General features: G+C 69.3%; 21 protein-coding genes, 2 tRNA genes and 1 pseudogene. 4 read left to right on the top strand and 20 right to left on the bottom strand.

Translation table 11 applies throughout. The features are described 5' to 3' along the window. Positions 1 to 33: 33 nt before the first annotated feature. From rodA to OG866_RS29215, 9 genes are all read right to left on the bottom strand, one after another. Positions 34 to 1230: a rod shape-determining protein RodA gene (rodA, locus tag OG866_RS29255; RefSeq protein WP_329339266.1), complete on the bottom strand. Its 1197-nt coding sequence runs from the start codon at positions 1228 to 1230 to the stop codon at positions 34 to 36. Then, on the bottom strand, positions 1227 to 3482 hold the full coding sequence (mrdA, locus tag OG866_RS29250; RefSeq protein WP_329339264.1) for a penicillin-binding protein 2: 2256 nt from the start codon (positions 3480 to 3482) through the stop codon (positions 1227 to 1229). The genes rodA and mrdA overlap by 4 nt, the downstream gene beginning before the upstream one ends. A gap of 178 nt (positions 3483 to 3660) precedes the next feature. Next, positions 3661 to 4341: a rod shape-determining protein MreD gene (gene mreD / locus OG866_RS29245; RefSeq protein ID WP_194076418.1), complete on the bottom strand. Its 681-nt coding sequence runs from the start codon at positions 4339 to 4341 to the stop codon at positions 3661 to 3663. Between the two features lie 13 nt (positions 4342 to 4354). Next, positions 4355 to 5302, bottom strand: a complete 948-nt coding sequence (gene mreC / locus OG866_RS29240) for a rod shape-determining protein MreC (RefSeq protein WP_329339260.1) — start codon at positions 5300 to 5302, stop codon at positions 4355 to 4357. Between the two features lie 154 nt (positions 5303 to 5456). Next, a complete protein-coding gene (locus tag OG866_RS29235; RefSeq protein WP_004931372.1) occupies positions 5457 to 6476 on the bottom strand; it encodes a rod shape-determining protein in 1020 nt (339 codons plus the stop codon). A gap of 264 nt (positions 6477 to 6740) precedes the next feature. Continuing rightward, on the bottom strand, positions 6741 to 7154 hold the full coding sequence (gene ndk, locus OG866_RS29230; protein WP_329339258.1) for a nucleoside-diphosphate kinase: 414 nt from the start codon (positions 7152 to 7154) through the stop codon (positions 6741 to 6743). Positions 7155 to 7227: 73 nt separating this feature from the next. After that, a complete protein-coding gene (locus tag OG866_RS29225) occupies positions 7228 to 7593 on the bottom strand; it encodes a DUF4233 domain-containing protein (protein ID WP_329339256.1) in 366 nt (121 codons plus the stop codon). A 6-nt stretch (positions 7594 to 7599) separates the two neighbouring features. Further along, positions 7600 to 9087: a bifunctional tetrahydrofolate synthase/dihydrofolate synthase gene (gene folC / locus OG866_RS29220; RefSeq protein ID WP_329339254.1), complete on the bottom strand. Its 1488-nt coding sequence runs from the start codon at positions 9085 to 9087 to the stop codon at positions 7600 to 7602. Between the two features lie 171 nt (positions 9088 to 9258). Next, positions 9259 to 11883, bottom strand: coding sequence for a valine--tRNA ligase (locus OG866_RS29215; RefSeq protein WP_329339252.1), 2625 nt, complete (start codon positions 11881 to 11883; stop codon positions 9259 to 9261). 137 nt (positions 11884 to 12020) lie between these two features. Here OG866_RS29215 and OG866_RS29210 point away from each other — a divergent pair, with 137 nt between their 5' ends. Then, a complete protein-coding gene (locus OG866_RS29210) occupies positions 12021 to 12947 on the top strand; it encodes a hypothetical protein (protein WP_329339250.1) in 927 nt (308 codons plus the stop codon). A gap of 67 nt (positions 12948 to 13014) precedes the next feature. On the opposite strand, the gene clpX is transcribed toward OG866_RS29210, so the two are convergent. From clpX to OG866_RS29185, 5 genes are all read right to left on the bottom strand, one after another. Then, a complete protein-coding gene (gene clpX, locus OG866_RS29205; RefSeq protein WP_329339248.1) occupies positions 13015 to 14304 on the bottom strand; it encodes an ATP-dependent Clp protease ATP-binding subunit ClpX in 1290 nt (429 codons plus the stop codon). Between the two features lie 189 nt (positions 14305 to 14493). After that, entirely contained in the window at positions 14494 to 15174 is a 681-nt protein-coding gene (locus tag OG866_RS29200) for an ATP-dependent Clp protease proteolytic subunit (protein ID WP_329339247.1), read from the bottom strand. A 71-nt stretch (positions 15175 to 15245) separates the two neighbouring features. Then, complete coding sequence (locus OG866_RS29195) at positions 15246 to 15866, bottom strand: ATP-dependent Clp protease proteolytic subunit (protein WP_329339246.1); 621 nt, start codon at positions 15864 to 15866, stop codon at positions 15246 to 15248. A 258-nt stretch (positions 15867 to 16124) separates the two neighbouring features. Further along, on the bottom strand, positions 16125 to 17525 hold the full coding sequence (tig, locus tag OG866_RS29190) for a trigger factor (RefSeq protein ID WP_329339244.1): 1401 nt from the start codon (positions 17523 to 17525) through the stop codon (positions 16125 to 16127). A 165-nt stretch (positions 17526 to 17690) separates the two neighbouring features. Further along, positions 17691 to 17767: transfer RNA gene (locus tag OG866_RS29185), tRNA-Pro, on the bottom strand. 152 nt (positions 17768 to 17919) lie between these two features. Here OG866_RS29185 and OG866_RS29180 point away from each other — a divergent pair. Next, a tRNA-Gly gene (locus OG866_RS29180) sits at positions 17920 to 17990 on the top strand. Here OG866_RS29180 and OG866_RS29175 read toward each other — a convergent pair. Continuing rightward, positions 17962 to 18996, bottom strand: a complete 1035-nt coding sequence (locus tag OG866_RS29175) for a hypothetical protein (RefSeq protein WP_329339242.1) — start codon at positions 18994 to 18996, stop codon at positions 17962 to 17964. The two genes, OG866_RS29180 and OG866_RS29175, sit on opposite strands and share 29 nt — an antisense overlap. A 10-nt stretch (positions 18997 to 19006) precedes the next feature. Here OG866_RS29175 and OG866_RS29170 point away from each other — a divergent pair, with 10 nt between their 5' ends. After that, positions 19007 to 19546, top strand: a complete 540-nt coding sequence (locus OG866_RS29170; RefSeq protein ID WP_329339240.1) for a hypothetical protein — start codon at positions 19007 to 19009, stop codon at positions 19544 to 19546. Here OG866_RS29170 and OG866_RS29165 read toward each other — a convergent pair. Next, positions 19527 to 19721, bottom strand: a complete 195-nt coding sequence (locus OG866_RS29165) for a hypothetical protein (protein ID WP_059191782.1) — start codon at positions 19719 to 19721, stop codon at positions 19527 to 19529. The two genes, OG866_RS29170 and OG866_RS29165, sit on opposite strands and share 20 nt — an antisense overlap. 523 nt (positions 19722 to 20244) lie before the next feature. Here OG866_RS29165 and OG866_RS29160 point away from each other — a divergent pair. Further along, the gene (locus OG866_RS29160; protein WP_329339238.1) at positions 20245 to 21414 is read left to right on the top strand and encodes an acyltransferase family protein; all 1170 of its coding nucleotides are present in this window, start codon (positions 20245 to 20247) and stop codon (positions 21412 to 21414) included. A 79-nt stretch (positions 21415 to 21493) separates the two neighbouring features. Here the strand turns inward: OG866_RS29160 and OG866_RS29155 are convergent. The 4 genes and pseudogenes from OG866_RS29155 to OG866_RS29140 all read right to left on the bottom strand — a co-directional run. After that, a pseudogene (locus OG866_RS29155) lies at positions 21494 to 21934 on the bottom strand (HD domain-containing protein); the annotation flags it as partial. Next, on the bottom strand, positions 21931 to 24363 hold the full coding sequence (locus OG866_RS29150; RefSeq protein ID WP_329339237.1) for an ABC transporter permease: 2433 nt from the start codon (positions 24361 to 24363) through the stop codon (positions 21931 to 21933). The pseudogene OG866_RS29155 and the gene OG866_RS29150, both read right to left, overlap by 4 nt. Further along, entirely contained in the window at positions 24363 to 25157 is a 795-nt protein-coding gene (locus tag OG866_RS29145; protein ID WP_329339235.1) for an ABC transporter ATP-binding protein, read from the bottom strand. The genes OG866_RS29150 and OG866_RS29145 overlap by 1 nt, the downstream gene beginning before the upstream one ends. A gap of 540 nt (positions 25158 to 25697) precedes the next feature. Further along, positions 25698 to 26882, bottom strand: coding sequence for a PP2C family protein-serine/threonine phosphatase (locus OG866_RS29140; protein WP_329339233.1), 1185 nt, complete (start codon positions 26880 to 26882; stop codon positions 25698 to 25700). Between the last annotated feature and the right edge of the window lie 31 nt (positions 26883 to 26913).

Here is a 26913-nt window from a genome sequence, read left to right as displayed (position 1 = left end):
TCCACTCCCCCGTAAAGGTCTGCTTGCGCGGCGCTACGCCGACATCGGCCGCTGCACCTTGATCGACTGCAACAGTCCCACCGCGACCCACACCGCGAACATCGAGGTTCCGCCATAGGACACGAACGGCAGCGGCAGTCCGGTGACCGGCATGATGCCCAGCGTCATCCCGATGTTCTCGAAGGACTGGAAGGCGAACCAGGCCACGATCCCCGCGGCCACGATCGTGCCGTACAGCTCCGTCGTCTCGCGGGCGATCCGGCAGGCCCGCCACAGGACGACGCCGAGCAGGATGATGATCAGGCCCGCGCCGACGAAGCCGAGTTCCTCGCCCGCGACCGTGAAGACGAAGTCGGTCTGCTGCTCGGGGACGAACTGGCCGGTGGTCTGCGAGCCGTGGAACAGGCCCGAGCCGGTCAGACCGCCCGAACCGATCGCGATCCGCGCCTGGTTGGTGTTGTAGCCGACGCCGGCCGGGTCGAGGCTGGGGTTGGCGAAGGCGGCGAAGCGGGCGATCTGGTAGTCGTCCAGGATGCCGAGCTGCCAGACCGCGATCGCGCCCGTCGCCCCGGTGCCGAGCAGTCCGAAGACCCACCGGTTGGAGGCGCCGGAGGCGAGCAGCACGCCCAGCACGATGATGACCATGACCATGACCGACCCGAGGTCGGGCATCAGCATGACGACGAGCATCGGTACGGCGGCCAGGCCCAGGGCCTGCAACACGGTCCGGTGGTCCGGGTAGGGCTTGTCGCCCGCGTCGACCCGCGCCGCCAGCAGCATCGCCATGCCCAGGATGATCGTGATCTTCACGAACTCCGAGGGCTGGAGGGAGAAGCCGCCGCCGAGCACGATCCAGGAGTGGGCGCCGTTGACGGTGGAGCCCAGGGGGGTGAGCACCATCAGGATCAGGAACACCGAGGCGCCGTAGAGGATCGGCACGGCGGTTCTCAGGGCGCGGTGGCCGAGCCAGACCGTGCCGATCATCAGGGCGAACCCGATGCCGGTGTTCATGATGTGTCGGATCAGGAAGTAGTACTGGTCGCCCTGGTTGATCTCGGTGCGGTTGCGGGTGGCCGAGAAGACCAGCAGCGAACCCATCCCCGAGAGGGCGAGCGCCGCGAACAGTATCGGCCAGTCCAGTCGGCGGGCCAGCGAGTCACGGGCGAACAGCCGCGTCCAGCCCGCGCGTTCGGGGCCGTACCCGGAGACGGAGAAGCTGTTGCCGGTCATGTGCACATCCTCCGGCTTCCGCGCTTCCGGCGCCGCCTGCGGGTGTTGCGGTTGCCCGTCGCCGGTTTCTCGACGGTCGCCGCCAGCGTGGTCTCGTCGGGCTCGGGGGCGCCCTCCTGGTTCACCCGCTGCTCCTTGGCCGGGTCCTTGGCGACCTTGGGCGACTTGATGGTGCCGTCCGTGCGGACCTTCGGCAGGCTCTTCTGCGGGGTGGGCAGCAGCGCGTTCTTCTTGGTGATGGTGCCGTCGTCGGCGACGCCGTACAGCGCGTCGTAGATGTTGCGGACGGCCGGACCGGAGGCGCCGGAGCCCGTACCACCCTGGGAGATCGTCATCACGACCGAGTAGTCCTTGGTGTACGTGGCGAACCAGGACGTCGTCTGCTTGCCGTAGACCTCGGCCGTACCGGTCTTGGCGTGCATCGGGATCTTCTCCTGCGGCCAGCCGACCTGGGCGAAGCGCCAGGCGGCCGTACCGCGGGTGGCCACGCCCGCGAGGGCGTCGTTCATCTTGGCCAGCGTGGTCTTGCTTATGGGCAGCTTGCCGTGGGACTTGGGCGCGATCTCGTCGACCGACCTGCCGTCGGCGCTGACGATCGCCTTGCCGACCGTCGGGTTGTAGAGGGTGCCGCCGTTGGAGATCGCCGAGTAGATCGTGGCCATCTGGATCGGGGTGACCATGGTGTCGCCCTGGCCGATGGAGTAGTTGATCTCGTCACCGGCACGCATCTTGTTGCCTTCGAGGCAGTTCTCGTAGGAGATCTTCTCGACGTACGTGCCGTCCTTCTTGCCGGTCTTGCACCAGGCGTCCTTGTTGGCCTCCCAGTACGCCTGCTTCCACTGGCGGTCGGGGACGCGGCCGGTGACCTCGTTGGGCAGGTCGATGCCGGTGGTCTTGCCGAGGCCGAACTGGTGGGCGGCCTTGAAGAAGTAGTCGTTCGGCTCGCCCTTCTTCGGGTTGATGCCGCCGTCCCGCTGCCACTCCTTGTGGGCGAGGCCGTAGAAGACGGTGTCGCAGGAGACCTCAAGGGCACGGCCGAGGTTGATGGGGCCGAAGTTCTCCGACTCGAAGTTCTTGAAGACCTGGCCGCCGACCGAGTAGGAACTCGTGCACGGGTAGCGGCCGTCGAAGTCGTAGCCGGCCTCGACGGCGGCGGCCGTGGAGATCACCTTGAAGGTGGAGCCGGGCGCCGACTGGCCCTGGATGGCCCGGTTGAGCAGCGGGTAGTTGGAGCTCTTGCCCGTCAGCTTCTTGTAGTCCTTGGCGGAGATGCCGCCGACCCAGGCGTTGGGGTCGTAGGTCGGGTTGGAGGCCATGGCGACGATCCGGCCGGTCTTGGCCTCCATGACGACGACGGCACCGGAGTCCGCCTTGTAGTTCTCGCCGGTGTTGTCGTCGAACTGCTTGCGGGCCTCCTTCATCGCCTCGTTCAGCTCGTACTCGGCGACGCGCTGGACGCGGGAGTCGATGCTGGTGACGAGGTTGGCGCCAGGCTGGGCCTCGTCGGCCTCGGCCTGGCCGATGACGCGGCCGAGGTTGTCGACCTCGTAGCGGGTGACGCCGGCCTTGCCGCGCAGTTCCTTGTCGTACTCCCGCTCAAGCCCCGAGCGGCCGACCTGGTCGGAGCGCAGATAGGGCGAGTCGGTGTCCTGGGCCTTGGTGATCTCCTCGTCGGTGACCGGGGAGAGATAGCCGAGGACCTGGGCGGTGTTGGCCTTGCCGGGGCTCGGGTAGCGGCGCACGGCCTCGGGCTCGGCGGTGATGCCGGGGAAGTCCTCGGCGCGCTCGCGGATCTGGAGGGCCTGCTTGGCGGTGGCCTCGTCGGTGATGGGGATCGGCTGGTACGGCGAGCCGTTCCAGCAGGGTTGCGGGGTCTTGGCGTCGCAGAGGCGGACCTTCAGCATGACCTCCTCGGGCTTCATGCCGAGGACCTTGGCCAGTTTGGTGAGGACGGCCTTGCCGTCGTCCTTCATCTTCAGCAGGTCCGTGCGGGAGGCGGAGACCACCAGCCGGGTCTCGTTGTCCGCGATGGGCACTCCGCGGGCGTCCAGGATCGAGCCGCGGACGGCGGGCTCGACGACCTGCTGGACGTGGTTGCCCGACGCCTCCTTGGCGTATTCGTCGCCCTCGCGGATCTGGAGGTACCACAGGCGCCCGCCGAGGGTGCCGAGGAGGGACAGGACGAGGATCTGGATCACGATGAGCCTGATCTGGACCCGTGGAGTCCGACCGGTCTCGGGGATGTTGGTCACTGCGGCTGCCGCCCCCTCTCAGTGCGCCGAGTTGTGTGCGCGTACGCATGATGAACGGCTGACCTGTGAGCGCTCGTTCCGCCCCGGCAAACCCGTTCGAGTGATCCGTCCACCAGCGCGCTCCGCGCGCGGGCACCTGAACCCGCAGCCGACTGGTCCGGCCTCAACACACCCGCCCTCACAGCCGCTTGACCCCCTTGATGCGACCGACGCGCGCGGTCCGCGTCCGTGCCTTGGTCTTCAATGACCCGAGGCCGCCGCGCTGCCCGCCGATCTTCAGACCGGTGCCGGACGACAGCCACCCCGACGAGATGTCGGTGGCCTTCTTGGCGGAGGAGTTGGTCTCCGCGAGCGGGTCGTTCTCGGCGCGGCGGGCGAGCGCCATGATGCCGGGGACGACGAAGGGCGCGAGCAGCAGGTCGTACAGCGCGGCCGTGAACAGCAGGCTGCCGAGGCCGACATGACGGGCGGCGGTGTCACCGACGAGGGCGCCGACACCGGCGTACAGCAGCGTCGTGCCGAGGGCGGCGACGACCACGACGACCATCGGGCCGGTGGCCGACTTCAGTCGGCCGTTCTCCGGCTTGGCGAGGCCTGCGAGGTAGCCGATGACGCACAGCACCAGCGCGTAGCGGCCGGCGGCGTGGTCCGCGGGTGGCGCGAGGTCGGCGAGGAGTCCCGCGCCGAACCCGACGAGGGCGCCGCCGACATGGCCGTAGACCATGGCGAGGCCGAGGACGGTCAGCAGGAGGATGTCGGGGACGGCGCCTGGGAGATGGAGTCTGGACAGGACGCTGACCTGGAGGACCAGGGCGACGACGACGAGGGAGGTGGAGAGCAGGATCCGGTTGACACGCAAGGGGAATCAGCTCCTACTGCTCTTGCTCGAACTGGCCGTCGGCATTGGCGTTCGCCGATGGGGTGACCGTGACGGTGACGGTCGGGGTGGGGGTCGGCTTCGGCTTGTCCGGCAGCACCGTGTCCCGCGGGTCCTTCTTCGGGGCCTCGACGACCACCCCGACGACGTCGAGCTTGGTGAAGCTGACGAACGGCGTGACGTAGAGGGTGCGGGTCAGGCCGCCGCCGGAGGGGTCGACACGGGCGACGACACCGACCGGGACGCCGGGCACGAAGGGCTTGTCGGCCTGCGAGCCGAAGGTGACCAGGCGGTCGCCCTTCTTCACCTCGGCCTTGCCGTTGAGGAGTTCGACGCGCAGCGGGCGGTCGCCCTGCCCGGAGGCGAAGCCGAGCTCGTCGCCGGCCTCCATGCGGGTGCCGACGGTGAAGTCGGGGTCGTTGGCGAGCAGGACGGTGGCGGTGTTCGGGCCGACCGTCGTCACGCGGCCGACCAGTCCGTCGCCGTTGAGGACGGTCATGTCGCGCTTGATGCCGTCGTTGGAGCCGACGTCGATGGTGATGGTCCAGGAGAAGCCCTGGGCCGCTCCTATGGCGATGACCTCGGCGCCCTTGATGCCGTACTGGCCCTCGGCCGCGATGCCCATCATCTTGTTGAGCTGCTTGAGGCGGCTGGCGTTGCGGTCGTCGCTGCCGAGCCTCGCCTTGAGAGCCGCGTTCTCCTTCTCCAGGGCGGCGAGCCGGTCGTGCCGCTCACCGGAGTCGCGGATCGAGGAGATCGCGTTGCCGACCGGGTTCACCGCGGCGGAGACGCCGTCCTCGATCGGGCCGAAGACCGTGGCCGCGCCCTGACGGGCACCGTCGACCGGTGAGTCCTCCCCGCCACGGATGTCCACCGTGATCAGTGCGAAAGCGATGGCGATCAGCAGCACCAGGAGCAGCCGGCTCTCTCGTGTGTCCCTCACGTGCGGCGGCCGTGCCTTCCTCAATAGGAATGTGCAGTGTTCAGGAATGTGCGGGTGTGTATGCGCGGATGTGTAGGGGCGAGCTTATGCCTCTATATCAACGATCCGCCGTACGAGAGGAGATCATCTCGTACGGCGGAATCGAAGAGTTACGTCATCTGCGCGGCTGGGCGTCCAGGACCTGCTGGAGCGCCTCGAACTCCTCCACGCACTTGCCGGATCCGAGCGCCACGCTGTCGAGGGGGTCCTCGGCGATGTGGATCGGCATGCCGGTCTCCCGGCGCAGCCGCTCGTCGAGACCGCGCAGCAGGGCGCCGCCGCCGGTCAGAACGATTCCGCGGTCCATGATGTCGCCGGACAGCTCGGGCGGGCACTTGTCGAGGGTCGTCTTCACCGCGTCCACGATCGCGTTGACGGGTTCCTCGATCGCCTTGCGGACTTCGGCGGCCGAGATGACGACGGTCTTGGGCAGTCCGGAGACGAGGTCCCGGCCGCGGATTTCGGTGTGCTCGTCAGCGTCGAGGTCGTACGCCGAACCGATCGTGATCTTGATCTGCTCGGCCGTGCGCTCACCGAGGAGGAGGGAGTACTCCTTCTTGATGTGCTGGATGATCGCGTTGTCCAGTTCGTCGCCCGCGACGCGGATGGACTGGGCGGTGACGATCCCGCCGAGCGAGATGACCGCGACCTCCGTCGTGCCGCCGCCGATGTCGACCACCATGTTGCCCGTGGCCTCGTGGACCGGCAGGCCGGAGCCGATGGCCGCGGCCATGGGTTCCTCGATGATGTGCACCTGACGGGCGCCGGCCTGGGACGACGCCTCGATGACGGCACGGCGCTCGACGCCGGTGATGCCCGAGGGCACACAGACGACGACCCGCGGACGAGCCAGATACCGCCGCTTGTGGATCTTCAGGATGAAGTAGCGGAGCATCCGCTCGGTGATCTCGAAGTCGGCGATGACGCCGTCCTTCAGCGGACGGACGGCAACGATGTTGCCGGGCGTGCGCCCGATCATCTTCTTCGCTTCGGCGCCGACCGCCAGGATGCCACCGGTGTTGGTGTTGATCGCGACGACGGACGGCTCGTTGAGTACGATCCCGCGACCCCTGACGTACACCAGCGTGTTGGCGGTCCCGAGGTCGACAGCCATGTCACGGCCGATGAACGACATTGAGTTCCCCATCAGGATTCGTCTGGCCTTCCTGGGAGCTTTTGAGGGCTTTTCAGGTCGGCGAAGTGGGTGCTGTGACGTGAAGGCTTCCATCGTAATGGCGCCCGCACGAACACTGCGTAAGGGTCTCCGCCATTGTCAGCAGATGCCGACGGTGTTCGCTTCTGGAGAGGAGCGTTCGGGGGTGCGCGTTCCCTCGATCGCCACGCATATGCCAAGAAAGTCCGGAGGCGGCCCCCCGGACTTTCACGACTGCCGCACGCGTTACGCGCGTCCCGGGAAGAAGATCTTCACCTCGCGCTCCGCGGACTCCTCGGAGTCGGAGGCGTGGATGAGGTTCTCACGGACGATCACGCCGAAGTCACCGCGGATCGAACCGGGCGCGGCGGCGATCGGGTCGGTCGGACCGGCCAGCGACCGCACTCCCTCGATGACCCGCTCGCCCTCGACGATCAGCGCCACGACCGGGCCGGAGGCCATGAACTCCACCAGCGGCTCGTAGAACGGCTTGCCCTTGTGCTCGCCGTAGTGCTGCTCCAGCGTCTCCTGGTCCAGCGTGCGCAGCTCCAGCGCGGTGATCTGCCAGCCGGCCTTGCGCTCGATACGGCTGATGATCTCGCCGGTCAGGCCACGACGGACGGCGTCGGGCTTGAGGAGGACGAGGGTGCGCTGCGTCACGAGGAGACTCCTTAGTCAAGCGTGTCAAGCGGGTGCGGGAAGACCGAGGTTACAGGGCGTGTCCGGCCGCCTGTTACGCAGCGTCAGGTGTAGGGGCCTCGGCCTGTGCCGCTTGTGCCGCGAACCTGGCCTTCGCCTCGTCGACCTTCCGGCCGTAGTGCACCGAGGCCCACCACAGCGCGGCGAAGACCGCGCCCAGGAAGAACATCGTCGGCACCACGAACCCGGAGGCGATCAGGGCGATCTGCAGGGCCCAGCCGAGGGCGACGCCGCCCCGCCGGGTCAGCACGCCGCACAGCGCCAGGCACAGGAACATCGCGATGCCGCTGACCGTCCACACCGTGGACGAGGACAGATCGTCGTCCTTCATCGCGACCAGCGCGGCGAAACCGATGACGAAGAACTCGCCGATCAGGGTCGAAGAACAGAGCGTACGCACGGGTGGTCAGCCCCTCCCCAGAAGCAGTCGGGCCTCGCCGACAGTGATGACGGAACCGGTCACGAGGACACCGCCGCCCGCGAACTCGCCCTCCTCCTCGGCCAGCGTGATCGCGGCCTCCAGGGCGTCGGGCAGCCGCGGCTCGACCTGGACCCGCTCCTCGCCGAACACCTCGACGGCGATCGCGGCCAGCTCGTCGGCGTCCATGGCGCGGTGGCTGGAGTTCTGTGTGATCACGATCTCCGCGAAGATCGGCTCGAAGGCCTCCAGCAGCCCCCTCACGTTCTTGTCGCCGCTCGCCCCGACCACGCCGATCAGCCGGCTGAAGTCGAAGGCCTCACCGACCGCCTCGGCGGTGGCGCGGGCGCCCGCCGGGTTGTGGGCGGCGTCCAGGACGACGGTGGGAGAGCGCCGTACGACCTCCAGCCGGCCCGGCGAGGACACGGCCGCGAAGGCCTTGCGGACGGTGTCGATGTCGAGCGGCTCGGGCCGCTGCGAGCCGACGCCGAAGAACGCCTCGACGGCGGCGAGCGCGACGGCCGCGTTGTGCGCCTGGTAGGGGCCGTGGAGCGGGAGGTAGACCTCCTCGTACTCCCCGCCGAGCCCGCGCAGCGTCAGCAGCTGCCCGCCGACGGCGACCTGCCGCGCGACGACGCCGAACTCGAGCCCTTCCCGAGCCACCGTGGCGTCGACCTCGACCGCCTTCTTGAGCAGCACCTGAGCGGCGTCGACCGGCTGCTGGGCCAGGATGACCGTCGCGTCCTGCTTGACGATGCCCGCCTTCTCCTTGGCGATCTCGCCGGGCGTCTCGCCGAGCCGGTCGGTGTGGTCGAGATCGATGGGCGTGACGACGGCGACGTCCCCGTCGATCACATTGGTCGCGTCCCAGGTGCCGCCCATGCCGACCTCGACGACGGCCACGTCCACGGGCGCGTCCGCGAAGGCGGCGTACGCCATGCCGGTCAGCACCTCGAAGAAGGACAGCCGGTACTGCTGCTGCGCGTCCACCATCTCGATGTACGGCTTGATGTCCTCGTACGTCTCGATGAACCGCTCGGCGGAGATCGGCGCCCCGTCGAGGCTGATGCGCTCGGTGACGGACTGCACGTGGGGGCTGGTGTAGCGCCCCGTACGCAGCTCGAAGGCGCCGAGCAGGGCCTCGATCATGCGGGCCGTGGAGGTCTTGCCGTTCGTCCCCGTGATGTGGATCGAGGGGTACGACCGCTGCGGCTCGCCCAGGACGTCCATCAGCGCGGCGATGCGGCTGACGGAGGGCTCCAGCTTGGTCTCGCCCCAGCGTGTGGCGAGCTCCGCCTCGACGTCCCTGAGGGCCTTGTCGAGCTCGGGGTCCTCGGGGCGGGCCGGTACCTGTGCCTCCGGCGGGGTGCCTTGGGTGCGCAGGGTGCGGCTGCCGGCCTCGATGACCGCGAGGTCGGGGTCGCGGTCTGTTTCTGCCGAGATGATCTCGTCGAAGGGGTCGTCGGTGTCGCTCACGGGGTCAGTCTACGGAGGGGGGCTGACAGCTCGCCTATGGAGTGGGGTGCCTGATCTTTGTACGGCGGATGCGGGCTGTCCGTGGCTGGTCGCGCAGTTCCCCGCGCCCCTGAGGGACGGCAAGGGCCCCGGCGCTTCACAGCGCCGGGGCCCTCAGCCACGCAGAACGACTTACGCGGGCGGCAGCTTGTCCAGCTGGGACTGGATCCTCGCGATGTCCTCGTCCGCCTTTGCCAGGCGGCCTCGGATTTTGTCCACGACGTTGTCCGGGGCCTTGGCCAGGAAGGCCTCGTTGCCGAGCTTCGCCGTCGCCTGGGCCTTCTCCTTCTCCGCCGACGCGAGGTCCTTGGCGAGGCGCTTGCGCTCCGCCGCGACGTCGATGGTGCCGGAGAGGTCGAGGGCGACCTCGGCGCCGGCGACCGGGAGGGTCGCCGTGGCCGTGAACGCGTCGCCCTCGGGCTGGAGGCGCAGGAGCTGGCGGATGGCGGCCTCGTGGGGCGCCAGCGCCGTGCCGTCGAGGGTCAGGCGGGCCGGGACGCGCTGGCCGGGCTGGAGGCCCTGGTCGGCGCGGAAGCGGCGGACCTCGGTGATGACGGACTGGAGGGACTCGATCTCGCGCTCGGCGGCCGTGTCACGGAAGCCGCTGTCCTTGGGCCACTCCGCGATGACGACCGACTCTCCGCCCGTGAGGGTGGTCCACAGGGTCTCCGTGACGAACGGGACCACCGGGTGCAGCAGCTTGAGGGTGACGTCGAGGACCTCGCCGAGGACGCGCTTGCTGACCTCGGCCGGCTCGCCGCCCGCCTGGAACGTCGTCTTGGACAGCTCGACGTACCAGTCGAAGACCTCGTCCCACGCGAAGTGGAAGAGGGCGTCGGAGAGTTTGGCGAACTGGTAGTCCTCGTAGAGGGCGTCCACTTCGGCGACGACGGAGTTGAGGCGGGAGAGGATCCAGCGGTCCGTCGCCGACATCGCCGACGGCTCCGGCAGGGGCCCGTCCACCGTCGCGCCGTTCATCAGCGCGAAGCGGGTGGCGTTCCAGATCTTGTTGGCGAAGTTGCGGGAGCCCTGGACCCAGTCCTCGCCGATCGGGACGTCGACGCCGGGGTTGGCGCCGCGCGCGAGGGTGAAACGGAGCGCGTCGGAGCCGTACTTGTCCATCCAGTCCAGCGGGTTGACCGCGTTGCCGAAGGACTTCGACATCTTCTTGCCGAACTGGTCGCGGACCATGCCGTGCAGGGCGATGGTGTGGAACGGCGGGGTGCCGTCCATCGCGTACAGGCCGAACATCATCATCCGGGCGACCCAGAAGAAGAGGATGTCGTAGCCGGTGACCAGGACGGAGTTCGGGTAGAACTTCGCGAGCGACTCGGTCTGTTCGGGCCAGCCGAGGGTGGAGAAGGGCCACAGGCCGGAGGAGAACCAGGTGTCGAGGACGTCGGTGTCCTGACGCCAGCCCTCGCCGGTCGGGGGCTCCTCGTCGGGACCGACGCAGACGACTTCGCCCTCCGGGCCGTACCAGACGGGGATCCGGTGGCCCCACCACAACTGCCGTGAGATGCACCAGTCGTGGAGGTTGTCGACCCAGTCGAAGTACCGCTTCTCCATCTCCTGCGGGTGGATCTTGACCTTGCCCTCGCGGACCGCGTCACCGGCGGCCTTCGCCAGCGGGCCGACCTTGACCCACCATTGCATGGACAGACGCGGCTCGATGGTGGTCTTGCAGCGCGAGCAGTGGCCGACGGAGTGGACGTACGGCCGCTTCTCGGCGACGATCCGGCCCTCGGCGCGCAGGGCGGCGACGATCGCGGAACGGGCCTCCAGGCGGTCCAGGCCCTGGAAGGGACCGTGGGCCGTGATGACGGCGTGCTCGTCCATGATCGTGATGGCCGGCAGGTCGTGCCGCTGGCCGATCTCGAAGTCGTTCGGGTCGTGGGCCGGGGTGACCTTGACGGCGCCGGTGCCGAACTCGGGGTCGACGTGGGTGTCGGCGACGACCGGGATGGAGCGGTCGGTCAGCGGGAGCTTGATGAGCTTGCCGACCAGGTGCTTGTAGCGCTCGTCGTCGGGGTGAACGGCGACGGCGGTGTCACCGAGCATGGTCTCGGCACGGGTGGTGGCGACGACGATGGTCTCGTCGCCCTCCCCGTACTTCATGGAGACGAGTTCGCCGTCGTCGTCCTGGTACTCGACCTCGATGTCGGAGATCGCGGTCAGACACCGCGGGCACCAGTTGATGATGCGCTCGGCGCGGTAGATCAGCTCGTCGTCGTAGAGCCGCTTGAAGATGGTCTGAACGGCCTGGGACAGCCCCTCGTCCATGGTGAAGCGCTCACGCGACCAGGCGACACCGTCACCGAGGCGGCGCATCTGTCCGGAGATCTGCCCGCCGGACTCGCCCTTCCACTGCCAGACGCGCTCGACGAAGGCCTCGCGCCCGAGGTCGTGCCGGGACTTGCCCTCCTTGCCGAGCTCCCTCTCGACGACGTTCTGGGTGGCGATACCGGCGTGGTCCATGCCGGGCTGCCAGAGCGTCTCGAAGCCCTGCATGCGCTTACGGCGGGTCAGCGCGTCGATGAGGGTGTGCTCGAAGGCATGCCCGAGGTGGAGGCTGCCGGTGACGTTGGGAGGCGGAATGACGATGGTGTAGGGCGGCTTGTCGCTCTTCTCGTCGGCCTCGAAGTAACCACGCTCTACCCAGCGCTCGTACAGCGGCCCCTCTACGTCGGCCGGCGCGTACTGGGTCGGCAGTTCGGTGTTGGGCGCTGGAGGCTGCTGCTGAGCGTTCTCGGTCACGGGGTCAGTTTAGGGGTGTCCCGGGCGTGTCCCGAAACGCGTTTGTTCTGTAACGGTGGGCCCCCCGATGCGGTGGCTCTGCCCTGCCTGCGCAAGGATGTCAGGAACACATAAGTATCTGGAGGGGAACCCAGGAAATGAGCTACAACCAGCCGGGCCCGTACGGCGGGCAGCCCCAGCAGCCCGGACCGTACGGCCAGCCGGGTCCGTACGGCCAGCAGCCGCCGCAGGCCCCCCAGCCCGGCTATGGCTACCCCCAGCAGCCCGCTCAGCCGCAGCAGCCGGGCTACGGCTACCCGCAGCAGCCCCCGCAGGGCGTCCCGCCCCAGGGCCAGCCCCCGTACGGCCAGCAGCCCCCTTACGGCCAGGCCCCGTACGGCGTCCCGCAGCCCCCGGCCCCGGGCGGCGGCAAGAAGAAGCTCGGCATCATCATCGGCGCGGTGGCTGTGGTCGCGGCGATCGCGGTGGGGGCGACGCTGCTGCTCAAGGGGGGCAGTGATGGCGGTTCCGACATCGCGGACGACGGCACGTACAAGCTGACGACGCCGGCGACGGTCATCGACAGCGAGTACAAGAAGAGCGACGACTCCGAGGCCGACACGCTCACCGAGAGCGATGTGAAGGACGCGGAGGCGTGGGGCGTCAAGGACGCCAAGGACGTCAGCGCCGGCTACACCGCGGGGTCGGAGCTGACCGCGAAGAACCTGATGTTCCAGGGTGTCTACGGCAGCATCGACGACCCGGAGAAGGTCGTCGACGCGATGTTCGCCCAGCTGAAGAAGGAGTCCCAGAAGGACAAGGACTCCGGCGTCACGCTTGAGGGCTCTCCCAAGGAGTTCAAGCCGGCCGGCTTCGAGAACGGCATCATGAAGTGCCAGGAGATGAAGTCCACCGAGTCCGGCCAGAGCGTCACCATGCCGATCTGCGTCTGGGGTGACCACAGCACGCTCGCGTACGTGGTCTCGTACGACATGGCCACGCTGGTGGCGGGCAAGAGCGGGTCGATCGACGAAGCGGCCGCGCTGGCCGCCAAGCTCCGCAACGACGTACGCGTGAAGGTCTGACGTTCGTCAACTGCGAAGGGGCCCCGGTCGGTTGACCGGGGCCCCTTCGTTCGTTTCTGTACGGCCGTTACGCCGTCTTCTGCTCCCCCGGGCCACGGCCATTGCGCGCGTCCCGCGGGATCAGCGTCGGGTTGACGTTGGAGTGGACCACGTCTGCCGTGATGACGACCCTCGCCACGTCCTTGCGGGACGGGATTTCGTACATCACGCCCTGGAGGACTTCCTCCATGATGGCGCGCAGGCCTCGCGCGCCGGTCTGGCGGAGGATGGCCTGGTCGGCGATGGCTTCCAGGGCCTCGCGCTCGAAGTCCAGTTCCACGCCGTCGAGTTCGAAGAGGCGCTGGTACTGCTTGACCAGGGCGTTGCGGGGTTCCACCAGGATCTGGAGGAGGGCCTCGCGGTCGAGGTTGTGGACCGAGGTGATGACCGGGAGACGGCCGATGAACTCCGGGATCATCCCGAACTTCACCAGGTCCTCGGGCATGACGTCCTCGAACTGGTCCTTGGCCTCAAGCTCGCGCTTCGAGCGGATCGTCGCGCCGAAGCCGATGCCCTTCGCTCCCGCGCGGGACTCGATGAGCTTCTCCAGGCCCGCGAAGGCACCGCCCACGATGAACAGGACGTTCGTCGTGTCGATCTGGATGAACTCCTGGTGGGGGTGCTTGCGGCCGCCCTGGGGCGGGACGGAAGCCGTCGTGCCCTCCAGGATCTTCAGCAACGCCTGCTGCACGCCCTCGCCGCTCACGTCCCGCGTGATCGACGGGTTTTCACTCTTCCGCGCGACCTTGTCGATCTCATCGATGTAGATGATCCCGGTCTCGGCCTTCTTGACGTCGTAGTCCGCCGCCTGGATGAGCTTGAGCAGGATGTTCTCGACGTCCTCGCCCACATAACCCGCCTCGGTGAGCGCGGTTGCGTCCGCGATCGCGAACGGGACGTTGAGCATGCGGGCGAGCGTCTGCGCGAGGAGCGTCTTGCCGGAGCCTGTGGGGCCCAGCAGGAGGATGTTGGACTTCGCCAACTCGATCGCGTCGTCACGGCCGTTGCCGCCGCCGTTCTCGCCGGCCTGGACGCGCTTGTAGTGGTTGTAGACCGCTACGGAGAGGGCTTTCTTCGCCGCCTCCTGGCCGACCACATAGCCCTCGAGGAACTCGTAGATCTCGCGGGGCTTGGGGAGTTCCTCCCAGCGCACCTCGCTCGTCTCCGCGAGTTCTTCCTCGATGATCTCGTTGCAGAGATCGATGCACTCGTCGCAGATGTAGACACCGGGCCCTGCGATGAGCTTCTTGACCTGCTTCTGGCTCTTGCCGCAGAACGAGCACTTGAGCAGATCGCCGCCGTCACCGATGCGTGCCACGGTGTGCTTCCCCTTCGCCTGGGAGACGCCTGGACGCTTTCGAATCCAGCGGCTCCTGGTGCTGCCTTAATCCGACGGTACCTTGCCTGGCCCCCCGTTCGGGCCCCCCTTGGCCCGGTTCACTTTGACGTGCAGCGTGTCAAAGCACACGAACCGTGCCAAGGGGCGGCAGACGATACAGCAGTCGCGTCAGCGGACTGCGGCGTTGTTCATCTTCCGGGTGGAGATGATCTGGTCCACCAGACCGTACGAAAGCGCCTCCTCGGCCGTGAGGATCTTGTCGCGCTCGATGTCCTCGCGGATCTTCTCGATCGGCGTGGTGGAGTGCTTGGCCAGCATCTCCTCCAGCTGCCCGCGCATCCGCAGGATCTCGTTGGCGGCGATCTCCAGGTCGGAGACCTGACCGCGGCCCGTCTCGCTGTAGGGCTGGTGGATCAGCACGCGAGCGTTCGGGAGCGCCATGCGCTTGCCCGGCGTACCGGCGGCCAGCAGGATCGCGGCGGCGGAGGCCGCCTGGCCCATGCAGACCGTCTGGATGTCGGGCTTCACGAACTGCATCGTGTCGTAGATCGCCGTGAGGGCGGTGAAGGAGCCGCCCGGGCTGTTGATGTAGACCGAGATGTCCCGGTCGGGGTCCATCGACTCCAGGCACAGCAGCTGCGCCATGACGTCGTTGGCGGAGGCGTCGTCGATCTGGACGCCGAGGAAGATCACGCGCTCCTCGAAGAGCTTCGCGTACGGGTCGTACTCGCGGATGCCTTGCGAGGTGCGCTCGACGAAGCGCGGGATCACGTACCGGGACTCCGCCGAGGGGCCCGTGTACTCGGCGCTGGTGCGGTCGTACAGGCCGCTGCCGGGGTAGTCGTTCACTGTCTGTCTCCTAGGAGCTGAGGCGGTCGGCTGGGGGCTCTGCGGGGCCTTCACGGGCCTCGCGGCGGGGTTCAGGCCCCGGTGCCGCCGCCGCCCGGCATGTTGACGGCCGCGGTGATGACGTCGTCGATGAGGCCGTACTCCTTGGCCTCCTCGGGGTCGAACCAGCGGTCGCGGTCGGAGTCACGGGTGACCTGTTCGAACGTCTGACCGGTGTGCTGGGCGGTGAGCTCCGCCATGCGCCTCTTGGTGTGCAGCAGCCGCTCGGCGTGGATCTTGATGTCGGAAGCCGAACCCGCCAGGCCCGCGGAGGGCTGGTGGATCAGGATCTCGGCGTTCGGCAGCGCGAAACGCTTGCCCGGGGTACCCGCGCTGAGCAGGAACTGGCCCATGGAAGCGGCGAGGCCCATGGCGATGGTCACCACGTCGTTCTTGATGAACTGCATGGTGTCGTAGATCGCCATGCCGGCCGTGATCGAGCCGCCGGGGCTGTTGATGTAGAGGTTGATGTCCTTGTCGGGGTCCGCGGCGGCAAGGAGCAGCAGCTGTGCGGTGATCTTGTTCGCGATGTCGTCGTCGACCGGCTGGCCGAGGAAGATGATCCGCTCGTTGAGCAGCCGGTTGTAGACCTGGTCGCCGAGGCCACCACCGATGGAAGGCTCGCCGGCGGCGGAGGGCATCAGATTCGTCACGTATCCACCTGCTCGTCTTACGACGGCGCCGGGCCGTCTTCACGTTTCCCTGCGGGCTGGAGCTGTTTCGGGGACTCCACTGCCCTCGTATTCATGGACCCTAACGCGCTGGTCCCTTCGGGGAATCCCGGATAACGGGCTGTTCGCCGGGGGCGTAGCGCGCGGGCCCCGGCGGGAACACCACCGGGTAGCCGGACGGGCCCCGGGTCATGGGTGACCCGGGGCCCGTCCTACGGCCTACATGGCGCCGTGGGCGTCTCAGCCCTCGGTCTTCTCCTCGGCGGCGGCCTCGGTGGCGTCGGCCTCGGTGGCCTCGGCGGCGACCTCGGCGGCCTCCTCGACCTCGTCCTCGTCGTCCAGGTCGATGACCTCGCCGTTGGTGTCCTTCACCGTGGCGGCCTCGACCACGACGGCCAGGGCCTTGCCGCGGGCGACCTCACCGACGAGGAGCGGAACCTGGCCGCCCTCGACGACCGCCTGGGCGAACTGGTCGGGGGACATACCGGAGGAAGCGGCACGGCGCATGAGGTGCTCGGTGAGCTCCTCCTGGTTGACGTTCAGCTTCTCGCGCTTGACCAGGGCGTCCAGGACGAACTGGGTCTTGATGCCCTTGACCGCGGCGTCCTTGGTCTCGGTGTCGAACTCCTCGACCGTCTTGCCCTGGATCTCCAGGTACTTCTCGAGGTCCAGGCCCATCTGGCCGAGCTGGTGGTGCTCCAGGTTGTGCTTGCGGGTGTTGATCTCGTCCTCGAGCAGCTTCTCGGGGACGGGCACCTCGACGAGCTCCAGGAGCTTCTCCAGGACACGCTCCTGGGCCTGGGTGGCCTGGTCGTACTGCTTCATGTTCTCGAGGCGCTTGCGGCTGTCCGCCCTCAGCTCCTCCAGGGTGTCGAACTCCGAGGCGAGCTGCGCGAACTCGTCGTCCAGCTCGGGCAGTTCGCGAGCGGCGACCTGGGAGACCTTGACGGTGACCTCGGACTCCTTGCCGGCCGCGGAGCCGCCCTTCAGCTCGGAGGTGAAGGTGGCCTCGCCACCGGCCTCCAGGCCCTTCACGGCGTCGTCGATGCCCTCGAGGAGCTCGCCGGAGCCGATGGTGTAGGAGACACCGCTGGCGATGCCGTCCTCCAGCACCTCTCCGTCGACCTTGGCCTCCAGGTCGATCGTGACGACGTCGCCCTCCTCGGCGGCGCGCTCGACCGGGGAGGTCGAGGCGAAGCGCTCGCGGAGCTGCTCGACGGACTTGTCGACGTCCTCTTCGGTGACCTCGACGGCGTCGACCTCGACCTCGATACCGGAGTAGTCCGGGATCTCCAGGGCGGGGCGGATGTCGACCTCGGCGGTGAAGTTCAGCGTGTCGCCGTCCTTCAGCTCCGTGATGTCGACCTCGGGCTGGCCGAGGACGTCCAGGTCGGCCTCGTTGACCGCCTCGGTGTAGAACTTCGGAAGCGCGTCGTTGACCGCCTCCTCCAGGACCGCACCGCGGCCGAACCGCTGGTCGATGACGCGGGCCGGGATCTTGCCCTTACGGAAGCCCTTCACCGTGACCTGCTGGTTGATCTTCTTGTACGCCGCGTCGAGGCTGTCCTTGAGCTCCTCGAAGGGCACCTCGACTGTGAGCCGAACCCGCGTCGGGTTCAGGTTCTCAACGGCGCTCTTCACGGTTCGGTCTCCTTGTGGCTGACTTCTTGGATTCTGCCGGGGCCAGAACGGCTCCGGCGGATTCGCCGCCCGGAGGACGTCGTCAGGTCCGACGAGAGACACACGGGCATGCAGCTTGCATAGTAACCGCAGCCACGACACGCCCCAAAAGGCGATCAAGGAAGGTGGTCGGGGTGGCGGGATTTGAACCCACGGCCTTCCGCTCCCAAAGCGGACGCGCTACCAAGCTGCGCCACACCCCGTCTGGTGCGACACGTAGGGTACATGCCCGCAGGCCATGGGACCGCCGCATTTACGGGGTGCGCGGCAAGGGAGCCCGGGGTGTGCGGCAAGGGGGGCCGACCCGCTACGATGCCTTCAGTGCCGCGGTCACCTGACCTGCGGCGCGTCGTGTGCGGGCGTAGCTCAATGGTAGAGCCCTAGTCTTCCAAACTAGCTACGCGGGTTCGATTCCCGTCGCCCGCTCTGTGTCGCGAAGGGCCCGGTTCCTCAGGAACCGGGCCCTTTCGTCGTACCAGTCGTCGTACCAGGTCAGTGGGTTCGTACGACGACCGTGCAGACGGAGCGCAGGCCGTCCGGGACGTAGAGCGCGTCGCCCATAAGAGTGAGGGGGCGCCGGACGGGGAGCCGTCCACGGGGACGCCAGGTGCAGGTGGGTGCGGGAGGCGGTGGGCGGGCCCGAGGGTTCGACGCCGGAGTCGCCTCCCCACAGGCGGCCGACGATGTCGGCCTGGCCGTTGACCTTCACCGTGGCAGGGGGCGCTTCCAGCGGACCTGGCCGGTCCCCGCGTCGAGCAGGACGTACTGGTTTCCGGATCCGCCGTAGACGGTGACGACGCAGCGCCCACGGCCTGGACCGAGTGGCGGGCCGGGTACGCCGTCCGGTCGCCGGTGGGCCGGTCGTCGGCGCCGTAGACGTACACGCGGCCGTCGCGGCGCCGATGATCGTGCCCGCGCCAGAGCTGCTTCCGCCGAAGTCGGTGTTCTCGGCGGTCGACTCGATGGGCCGCCCACAGGTGTTGGCGCCGTCGGCGGGGGCGAAGCGGGTGTCCATGATCTCGTCGCTGGTGAGGGCGAGTGCGGTGGTGGCCAGGGCCGCGAGGGCGGCGGTGCAGGCCGTGGTGGCCGGCCTGAGGTGGGTACGGCGTTGGCGGAGGCGCGGGGGGGTCCACGAGGGTCGGGGGGCGGTGGTGGGCAGGGTGGCGTCGCGGAGGAGGTGGAGCAACTCGTGCGCCGTGGCGCGGGGCTTGGGCTTCTTCTCCAGGCAGAGATGGATGGACGAAGGGGAGCAACTCCGGGGGTATGGCGGCGAGTTCCGGGCTGCCTCGACCACGCGGAGCGAAGTCTCGTAGGGGCTCGGGCTGCCGAAGGGGCCCTTGCCCGAAGCGGCGACGGCGACCCTCGCGCCGCGGGAGAAGATGTCCGCCGCCGGGTCCACCTCCTGCGGGGCGGAGAGCTGTTCCAGGGACATGAACGGCGGGGTGCCGTCGCCCAGCGCGGCCGGTCCGGGTGAGGGCGTCGAAGGGGGCGAACCCGGTGGCGCGGGGGCCGTCGTCGGCGGGCTTCACGTTGGCCGGATTCAGGTGCCGGTGGACGACGCCGGCGTGATGGATGTGGTGGATGGCCTCGGCGAGGCCCGCGGCCAACTCCCCTGCGCGGGACGGCGGCAGAGGGCCGTGGTCGCGGGTGGGCGTGCCGCCCGGTGTGTGGAGCGGGGCCGTCCAGGGGCGCGGAGCGTCGGCGTCCGCGGCCACGATGGGCGCGGTGAAGGCGCCGCCGGCCTGGCGGGCGGCGGCCACCTCGCGGCGGGACCGGGCGCGGAACTCGTCGGCGTCCGCGTACTGGCCGCGTACGACCTTGACCGCGAGCCGACGACCCGAGGCGGAGCGGGCGAGATGGCCACGCCCTCCCCCGTCCCCGCTCCCCAGCCCGCCGGGTCCGAGTCGCGCGGCGCCGCCCCCGTACGTCCCCCGTCCGTCTCCGGCGGTCGAGGCAACGGGGTCAGAACTGGATCGAGTTGATGGTCTCCGCTATCGAGTTGAGGAAGCGCTGGATGTCGTCGGCCATACCTGTCGAGGCGAGGAAGAAGCCGAACAGCACGGCCACGACTGCGGGTCCGGCCTTGAGGGACCCGCCACGGATCAACACCACCATGATGATCGCCAACAGCAGCACCACTGACAGCGAAATGGCCACAACTGATCACACCCTAGGTCGGTCCGCTCTCCCGGCCCGGAGATGCCAGCCCCGCGCACCCCCGCCAGAACCATCGTGCCACCAACCAAGCCGCTGTATGCGGCCGGTGATGCATCGTTGACCACACCTGTGCCCGAACTGTGCGGCGCCGTAAGGGTCCGGTCATCGGCTCGTCATGTTCCGCACAGCAATTCGAGAGCGGGACGCACAGGAAATTCGACGGGATCGTTTCGGTCTCCACACATCCCGTTCGCAGGTAATTCGAAAATTTACGGTGGCCTCAACCAGCCCACAGGAAGCGGACATTCCGCCAGAGTCGCCTGCTGGTCTTATGCCCTATTTAGTCGGTATGAATCACACCAATACGACCCTTGCGGTGACGACTGCGACGGCCCGTTCGCTGTGTTCACCGTCACGCGCGAAATGGCGAGGGCTTGCCGAAATACCGGGTACCCGAAGCCGATAACCAGGAATGACGTGGCCGGTTTTACGAAATCGCACAGACAACGCTAGGGTGCCTCAGATGTTCCACGCTGCCTCGCCCCGAGTGCCGCTCCCGCCGGCACAGTCGTCGGCACCCGGAGTGCCGAGCCCGCGCTCACCGCTCGCTCAGCAGAAGCCTCAGCACCAGCCACAGAGCAAGCAGCGCGACGCGTTCTTCGACAACGCCAAGTACCTGGCGATCGTGCTCGTCGCCGTCGGTCACGCCTGGGAGCCCCTCAAGGGCGACAGCCGCATCCTGGAGGGCGTGTACACGGTCGTGTACTCCTTCCACATGCCGGCGTTCATCATCATCTCCGGCTTCTTCTCGCGCAGTTTCGACATGCGCCCCGACCGGCTCAAGCGGCTGATCACGGGTGTCGCGGTGCCGTACGTCCTCTTCGAGACGGCGTACGTCCTCTTCGACCGCACGGTGGGCGGCGACCACGGCAAGGACATCAGCCTGCTCGACCCCTGGTATCTGACCTGGTTCCTGTGCGCGTTGTTCGTCTGGCGGCTGTGCACGCCGATCCTGAAGCTGATCCGCTGGCCGCTGCCCTTCGCCCTCGGCGTCGCCATGCTGGCGTCCGTCGCGCCGTCGATCGGCAACGACCTGGACCTTCAGCGGGTGCTTCAGTTCCTGCCTTACTTCGTCCTCGGTCTGTGCATGAAGGCCGAGCACTTCCACCGGGTGCGCACCTGGCCGATGCGGATCCTGGCCGTGCCCGTGTTCGCCACCGCGCTCGTCGTGGGCTGGTGGGCGGTGCCGCGGATGAACACCGCGTGGTTCTACCACCGGGACGCCGCCCAGGACCTGGCCGCGCCGTGGTGGGTCGGCCCGGTGATGGTGCTCGCGATGTTCGGCTGCTCGCTGCTGCTGACCGCCTGCTTCTTCGCGTGGGTGCCGCGCCGGAAGATGTGGTTCACGGCGCTCGGCGCCGGCACGCTCTACGGCTATCTGCTGCACGGCTTCCTGGTGAAGGCCGGTGATTACGAGGGCTGGTTCGACCACGCCTGGCTGCACGGGCCTCTCGGCGAGATCTTCGTGAGCGTGGTCGCCGCCGCCGTCGTCACCGCGCTGTGCACCAAGCCGGTGCAGCGGGTGTTCCGGTTCGCAATGGAGCCGAAGATGGAGTGGGCGTTCAGGAGGGATGCGGCCGAGGCCGCTCGGGAGCGGCAGCGGCGGGAGCTTCGCGAGAAGGTGCCGGCGTAAGGGCTTCGTTCGGGTGCGGCGCCGTTGTGGTTGGTCGCGCAGTTCCCCGCGCCCCTTGGGGTGTTGTCGGACCGGAGTTGAGACCTAGAAGTCTGCGCATGTTCGCGTACTTCTCGGTCAGACGCTTGCGGGTGGGGGCGTCCAGCATTGCCAGTCGCGTCGGGTCTGCGTTGTGGGCCAGGTCCGCCTCCTTCACCAGCAGGGCGCCGGGGGTGGCGAGGATCCGGGCGGCGTAGGTCTCGGACGGCTCGCCGGCGCGTTTGGTGACGGCGAGCACGATGTCCTTCGTACGACGGCTCAGCGCGGCCTCGGCCAGCCACCGCTCGGAGAGCGCGTCGTCCTCGACGGCGTCGTGCAGCCAGGCCGCCGCGATCTGCTCGGCGTCGCCGCCCCGGGCGCGGACGCCCTCCGCGACGGCCTGGAGGTGCTCGGCGTAGGGGCGCCCGGCCTTGTCCGTCTGGCCCTCGTGGGCGGCGCGGGCGAGGGTCTCGATCTCGGCGGGTGTCAGTGGTTCGGTCACTCCTCCAGTGTGTCCCCGCGGAGGGCCGCCTTGGCGGGGAGGGTCGCCGCGGCCAGGCCGAGGGCGACGATCGTGCCGGCGAACGCGCCGTAGGTGAGAGGCGGGATGTAAGGGCCTTGGCCCGTCAGGCCGTTCATCATCGGCACGAGCGTGGCGAGGGCGATCGCGGTGCCGAGGGCGATGCCCGCGAGGGCGACCAGCAGGGCCTCCCAGCGGACCATGCGCAGCACCTGGCGGCGGGTTGAGCCGATGAGGCGGAGCGTGCCCAGCTCGCCGCGGCGGTCGAGGACCGTCATCACCAGGGTGTTGACGGCGGCGACGGCCGCGAAGCCGCCGAGGAGGGCCGCCATGAGGTTGTTCGCCCAGGCGTTGAGCTCGCGGTCCACGGACTGGGCGGTGGTGTAGCCGTCACGGCCCTGGACCGTGCCGAGCGCCTTCAGACCGGCCGTCGTGCCGCCCTTGGTCCACAGTTCGGTGTCGTAGGCGGAGGTGACGTGGGTGGCCAGATCGGCACGGCTCAGGGTGACCTGGGCGAGGCCCAGGCCGCGGCCGTACGTCGCCACGACCCGCGGCGCGGCCTTGGTGCCGTCGGGGAGGCGGAGGTGGAGGCGGTCGCCGACCTCGACGTCGGCGTTGTCGGCGAGGGAGGAGTCGATCGCGATCTCGCCCTGTTTCAGGGACATTCGGCCGGTCCTGACCTCCAGATCCTGTACGGCGGCCAGGTCGCGGGCGGAGCCGGTGACGCCCTGTGCGGTGGCCGCCTCCAGGGCGCCTCCCGTGGCGGGTACCAGTACGGAGGTCTTCAACAGGCCCACGGCCGCGGTGACTTCGGGGGTGCCCTCGGCCCGTCGTACGGCGTCGGGAGCGAGGCCGGGGCCGTCCGGGGCCGTGATGATGTGGTCGGCGGTGATGCCGTCGCGCTGCTGCTGGGCGGTGACGTGGTCCTCGCTGGTGTGCAGGAAGACCAGGACCGAGGAGAACGCCATCGCGAGCACGATCGGGGTGATCGCGGAGGCCAGACGGCGGGCGTTGGTACGGGAGTTGGCGGCGGCCAGTACGGCGGAGGCGCTCGCGCCGCGCAGCGGGAGGCCGAACAGGGCCGCGCAGACACGGGCGACCAGCGGACCGAGCAGACCCACGGCGAGCATGAACAGCACGACGATGCCCAGTGCCGCGTTGGCGGCGTCCTCGCCGGTCAGGGAGGCGGACAGGGCCGCGCAGACGACGCCGCCCGCCGCCGCGGCGAGGCCGAGCGGGGTGCGGATCCAGCCGATGCGCAGCCGCTCCACGCTCGCCTCGCTCAGCGCCTGGCCCGGCTTGATACGGGAACTGCGGTGGGCGGCGGTGTAGCCGGCGATCAGCGCGGTGAGGAGGACGGCGCCGGTCGCGGAGACCAGGGGGATCCAGGAGACGGCCAGTTCGACCGGGGCCGGGACCGCGCCCCGGTCACGGAGCTGGTCCAGCCACCAGGCCGCCAGGGCAGTGCCGGGCAGACAGCCGAGGGCGCCCGCGACGGGGGCGACGAGGAGGGTCTCGGTGGCGATGGTGCGGCGGATCTGGCGCGGGGTGGTGCCGATGGCGCGCAGCAGGGCGAACTCGCGGGCGCGCTGGCCGACGGCCAGGGCGATGGTGCCGGCCGCGGTGAACATGGCGACGATCGTGGCGATGCCGCCGAAGGAGCCGCCGATGCCGATGAGGACCTCTTTGGCCTCGTCGAGGGTGGGGTCCGCGACGGTGCCGCGGCCGTCCCCGGTGTGGACCTCGGCGTGGCCGCCCAGGGCGTGGGCCACCTGGGCCGCCAGGGTGTCGGTGGCGACGCCGGGCTTCGGGAGGACGGCGATGGCGTCGATGCGGCCCGGGTGCCCTGAGACGCGTACGGCTTCCGGGTCGGCGAACCAGACGCCGGGTGCGGTGGTCGTGCCGGAGACGCGGTAGGTGTGGGTGCCGTCGGGGGTGGTGAGGGTGACCCGGTCGCCGGCCTTCGAACGGTCGTTGTTCAGGACGACTTCGCCTGGGTTCGGGGCGTGGCCCGTGGTGAGGTGTTCGCCGGTGAAGGCGGTGGCGGACCAGTTGTGGGCGGTGAGGGGGCCGTGCGGGCCGGTGACCGGGAAGGTCACGTCGGGTACGGCGGTGCGGGCGCCGGGGGCGGTGGCCGCCTTGGCGACCAGGGAGGCGTCCAGGCGGGCGCGGTCGGGGACGGGCTCGCTGTCGGCGCTGTCTCCCTCGCCGTAGTGGGCCCGTTGGTCGGCGGCGGCCACGACGGGGGCGTCCGCGTAGCGGCCGGGCGGGACCTCGGCGCGGACGCCGGTCTCCAGGAGGATGCCGCAGGCCGAGACGATCGCGGCGGCCATGACGAGGGCCACGAAGGTGCCGACGAACGCGGAGGGGCGGAAGCGGACGGCTGCGCGGGCCAGGCCGTTGGGACGCATCAGGCAGCCGCCTTCACGTCGTCCCGGCGGGCCGTCAGGGTCTTCATGCGGGTGGCGATCTGGTCGGGGGTCGGGCGGTCCAGGTGGGCGGTGAGTTCGCCGTCCGCCAGGAACAGGACCCGGTCGGCCCAGGACGCCGCCGTGGGGTCGTGGGTGACCATGACGACCGTGGCGCGCTCGGTGTCGACGGCCCGGCGGAGGAGGGTCAGGATCTCGGCTGCGGTGGTGGTGTCCAGGGCGCCGGTCGGTTCGTCCGCGAAGACCACGTCGGGGCGGGTGACCAGGGCGCGGGCGATGGCGACGCGCTGCTGCTGGCCGCCGGAGAGCTGGCCGGGGCGGCGGCGGGCCTTGTCGGCGAGGCCGACCTGGGCGAGCACCTCGGCGGTGCGGCGGCGGTCGGGGCGGTGGCCTGCGAGGCGCAGCGGGAGGGCGACGTTCTGCTCGACCGTGAGGGACGGGAGCAGGTTGAAGGCCTGGAAGACGAAGCCGAGGCGGGTGCGGCGCAGGGCGGTGAGCTTGTTCTCCTTCATGCCGGTGATCTCCGTGCCGCCGAGGCGGACCGTGCCGGCGGTGGGGCGGTCGAGGCCGGCCGCGCACTGGAGGAACGTGGACTTGCCGGAGCCCGAGGGGCCCATGACCGCGGTGAAGGTGCCCGGGGGAAGGGTGAGGTCGATGCCGCGCAGGGCGTGGACGGAGGCGCGGCCACGGCCGTAGCGACGGGTCACTCCGTGGAGTTCTACGGCCCATTCGGCTGAGGTGGGGGATGTAGGGGGTTTCTTCCGGTCCGAGGTCATGCACTTGACGCTACGGAGCGGAGGGGGTGGGGGCGATGAGGGGCGCTGGCGGATCCGGACTGGGGAAAACCCCACCTTGGCGTGGGTGGGGTGGTGGGGGTGCGGGCCGGGGTGGGGGCTTGGGTGCGGGGCGGGTGCGGCTGGGTGGGGGCTGAGGTCGGGTGGGTTTCGCTCGCCCGCGCCGGCGGGGTGCCGCTGCGCCCACCCGTGCCGCCCTGCGGCACGACTGCCCGCAGCTACGGCAGATGGGCAAGTACCGCAACTGAGGGGACGCCACCCCAACGACACCACCGCCCACAGCCACGACAGATGGCCAAGTACCGCAGCCGGGGCGACGCCACCCCAACGACACCACCACCCACAGCCACGACAGATGGCCAAGTACCGCAGCCGGGGCGACGCCACCCCAACGACACCACCACCCACAGCCACGACAGATGGCCAAGTACCGCAGCCGGGGCGACGCCACCCCAACGACACCACCACCCACAGCCACAGCAGATGGGCAAGTGCCGCAGCTGAGCGGGGCGGGTGGGTGGGTCAGGTGGTGGGTGCTGCCTGGGCTGTTGGGCCTTCTCGGCAGATCAGCAGGAGTGCCCGGTCGTCGTTCACGTCCTTTGCCACCGCCTCGATCAGGTGCCAGGCGGCGCCGTGGAAGCCGCCGGCCACGTAGCGGTCGGCTTCGCCGGTGAGGCGGTCTATGCCTTCCACGATGTCCCGGTCGGAGGTTTCCACCAGGCCGTCGGTGAAGAGCATGAGGACGTCGCCGGGGCGGAGCGAGCCCTTCACGGGGTCGAACTGGGCGCCGTCGTAGACACCGAGGAGGGGGCCTTCCGCCGCCTTTTCCTCCCAGCGGCCACTGCCCGCGCTCAGTTGGAGGCCCGGGGGGTGGCCCGCGGAGTAGAGCTCGTAGTCGCCGGAGTCCAGGTCCAGGACCAGGTGGATGGAGGTGGCGAAGCCCTCGTCCCAGTCCTGGCGGAGGAGGTAGCCGTTGGCGGCGGGCAGGAACGCGTGCGGGGGCAGGGAGCCGAGGAGGCCGCCGAAGGCGCCGGAGAGGAGCAGGGCGCGGCTGCCCGCGTCCATGCCCTTGCCGGAGACGTCGGTGAGGACGACCTCCATCGTGCGGCCGCCGTTGGTGCGGGCCGCCACCACGAAGTCGCCGGAGAACGACTGGCCGCCCGCCGGGCGCAGGGCCATCTCACGGTGCCAGCCGGGCGGGAGTTTGGGGAGCTTGCTCTGCACGCGGATGCGTTCGCGCAGGTCGAAGAGCATCGTGCCGCCGCGCCGCCAGGGCACGCCGACCCGGCTGCGGAACTGGGCGATGAGGAGGCCGAAGAAGCCGCATGCGGCGACGACGAGGACGATGCCCGGGGTGACGCGGGAGGGGCCCTCGGTGTACGGGCCCAGCTGTACCGACTCCACGATCAGTGCCGTCGCCGCCGCCGCGTACAGGCCCAGCAGGCTCGCCGGGCGCAGCAGCAGCCCGCCCGCGACGATCGGGAGGACCAGCGCGGCCGGTGAGCACCACACCGAGTTCATCAGCGTGGTGGCCGCGATCAGCGGGATCGTGAGGAGGAGACCGGCCAGTGCGATCCAGTCCGAGCCGTCCCCGCGGAAGTAGTCGACGGCGCTTCTGCGCAGGCCGACGCGGGCCCGGTGCCACTGCATCTTCAACCGGGCCGTGAACGTATCGGCTTCCGCGCGCCGCCCTCGTCCTGCTGCCATTAGTTCGGGACCCTATCCATCGGACCAGCTG

The sequence above is a fragment of the Streptomyces sp. NBC_00663 genome, assembly GCF_036226885.1.
In the GTDB taxonomy this organism is placed as follows: Bacteria; Actinomycetota; Actinomycetes; order Streptomycetales; family Streptomycetaceae; genus Streptomyces.
The sequence above is the reverse complement of the archived record's forward strand: the minus strand, read 5'-3'. Positions and strand labels throughout refer to the sequence as shown.

Excerpts from the sequence above, each read along its gene's own strand:
- rodA (WP_329339266.1), bottom strand. The coding sequence starts at position 1,230 with ATGACCGGCAACAGCTTCTCCGTCTCCGGGTACGGCCCCGAACGCGCG.
- OG866_RS29235 (WP_004931372.1), bottom strand. The coding sequence starts at position 6,476 with ATGTCGTTCATCGGCCGTGACATGGCTGTCGACCTCGGGACCGCCAAC.
- OG866_RS29210 (WP_329339250.1), top strand. The coding sequence starts at position 12,021 with ATGAGCTACAACCAGCCGGGCCCGTACGGCGGGCAGCCCCAGCAGCCC.
- OG866_RS29175 (WP_329339242.1), bottom strand. The coding sequence starts at position 18,996 with ATGTCCCTGGAACAGCTCTCCGCCCCGCAGGAGGTGGACCCGGCGGCG.
- OG866_RS29160 (WP_329339238.1), top strand. The coding sequence starts at position 20,245 with ATGTTCCACGCTGCCTCGCCCCGAGTGCCGCTCCCGCCGGCACAGTCG.
- OG866_RS29150 (WP_329339237.1), bottom strand. The coding sequence starts at position 24,363 with ATGCGTCCCAACGGCCTGGCCCGCGCAGCCGTCCGCTTCCGCCCCTCC.
- OG866_RS29145 (WP_329339235.1), bottom strand. The coding sequence starts at position 25,157 with ATGACCTCGGACCGGAAGAAACCCCCTACATCCCCCACCTCAGCCGAA.
- OG866_RS29140 (WP_329339233.1), bottom strand. The coding sequence starts at position 26,882 with ATGGCAGCAGGACGAGGGCGGCGCGCGGAAGCCGATACGTTCACGGCC.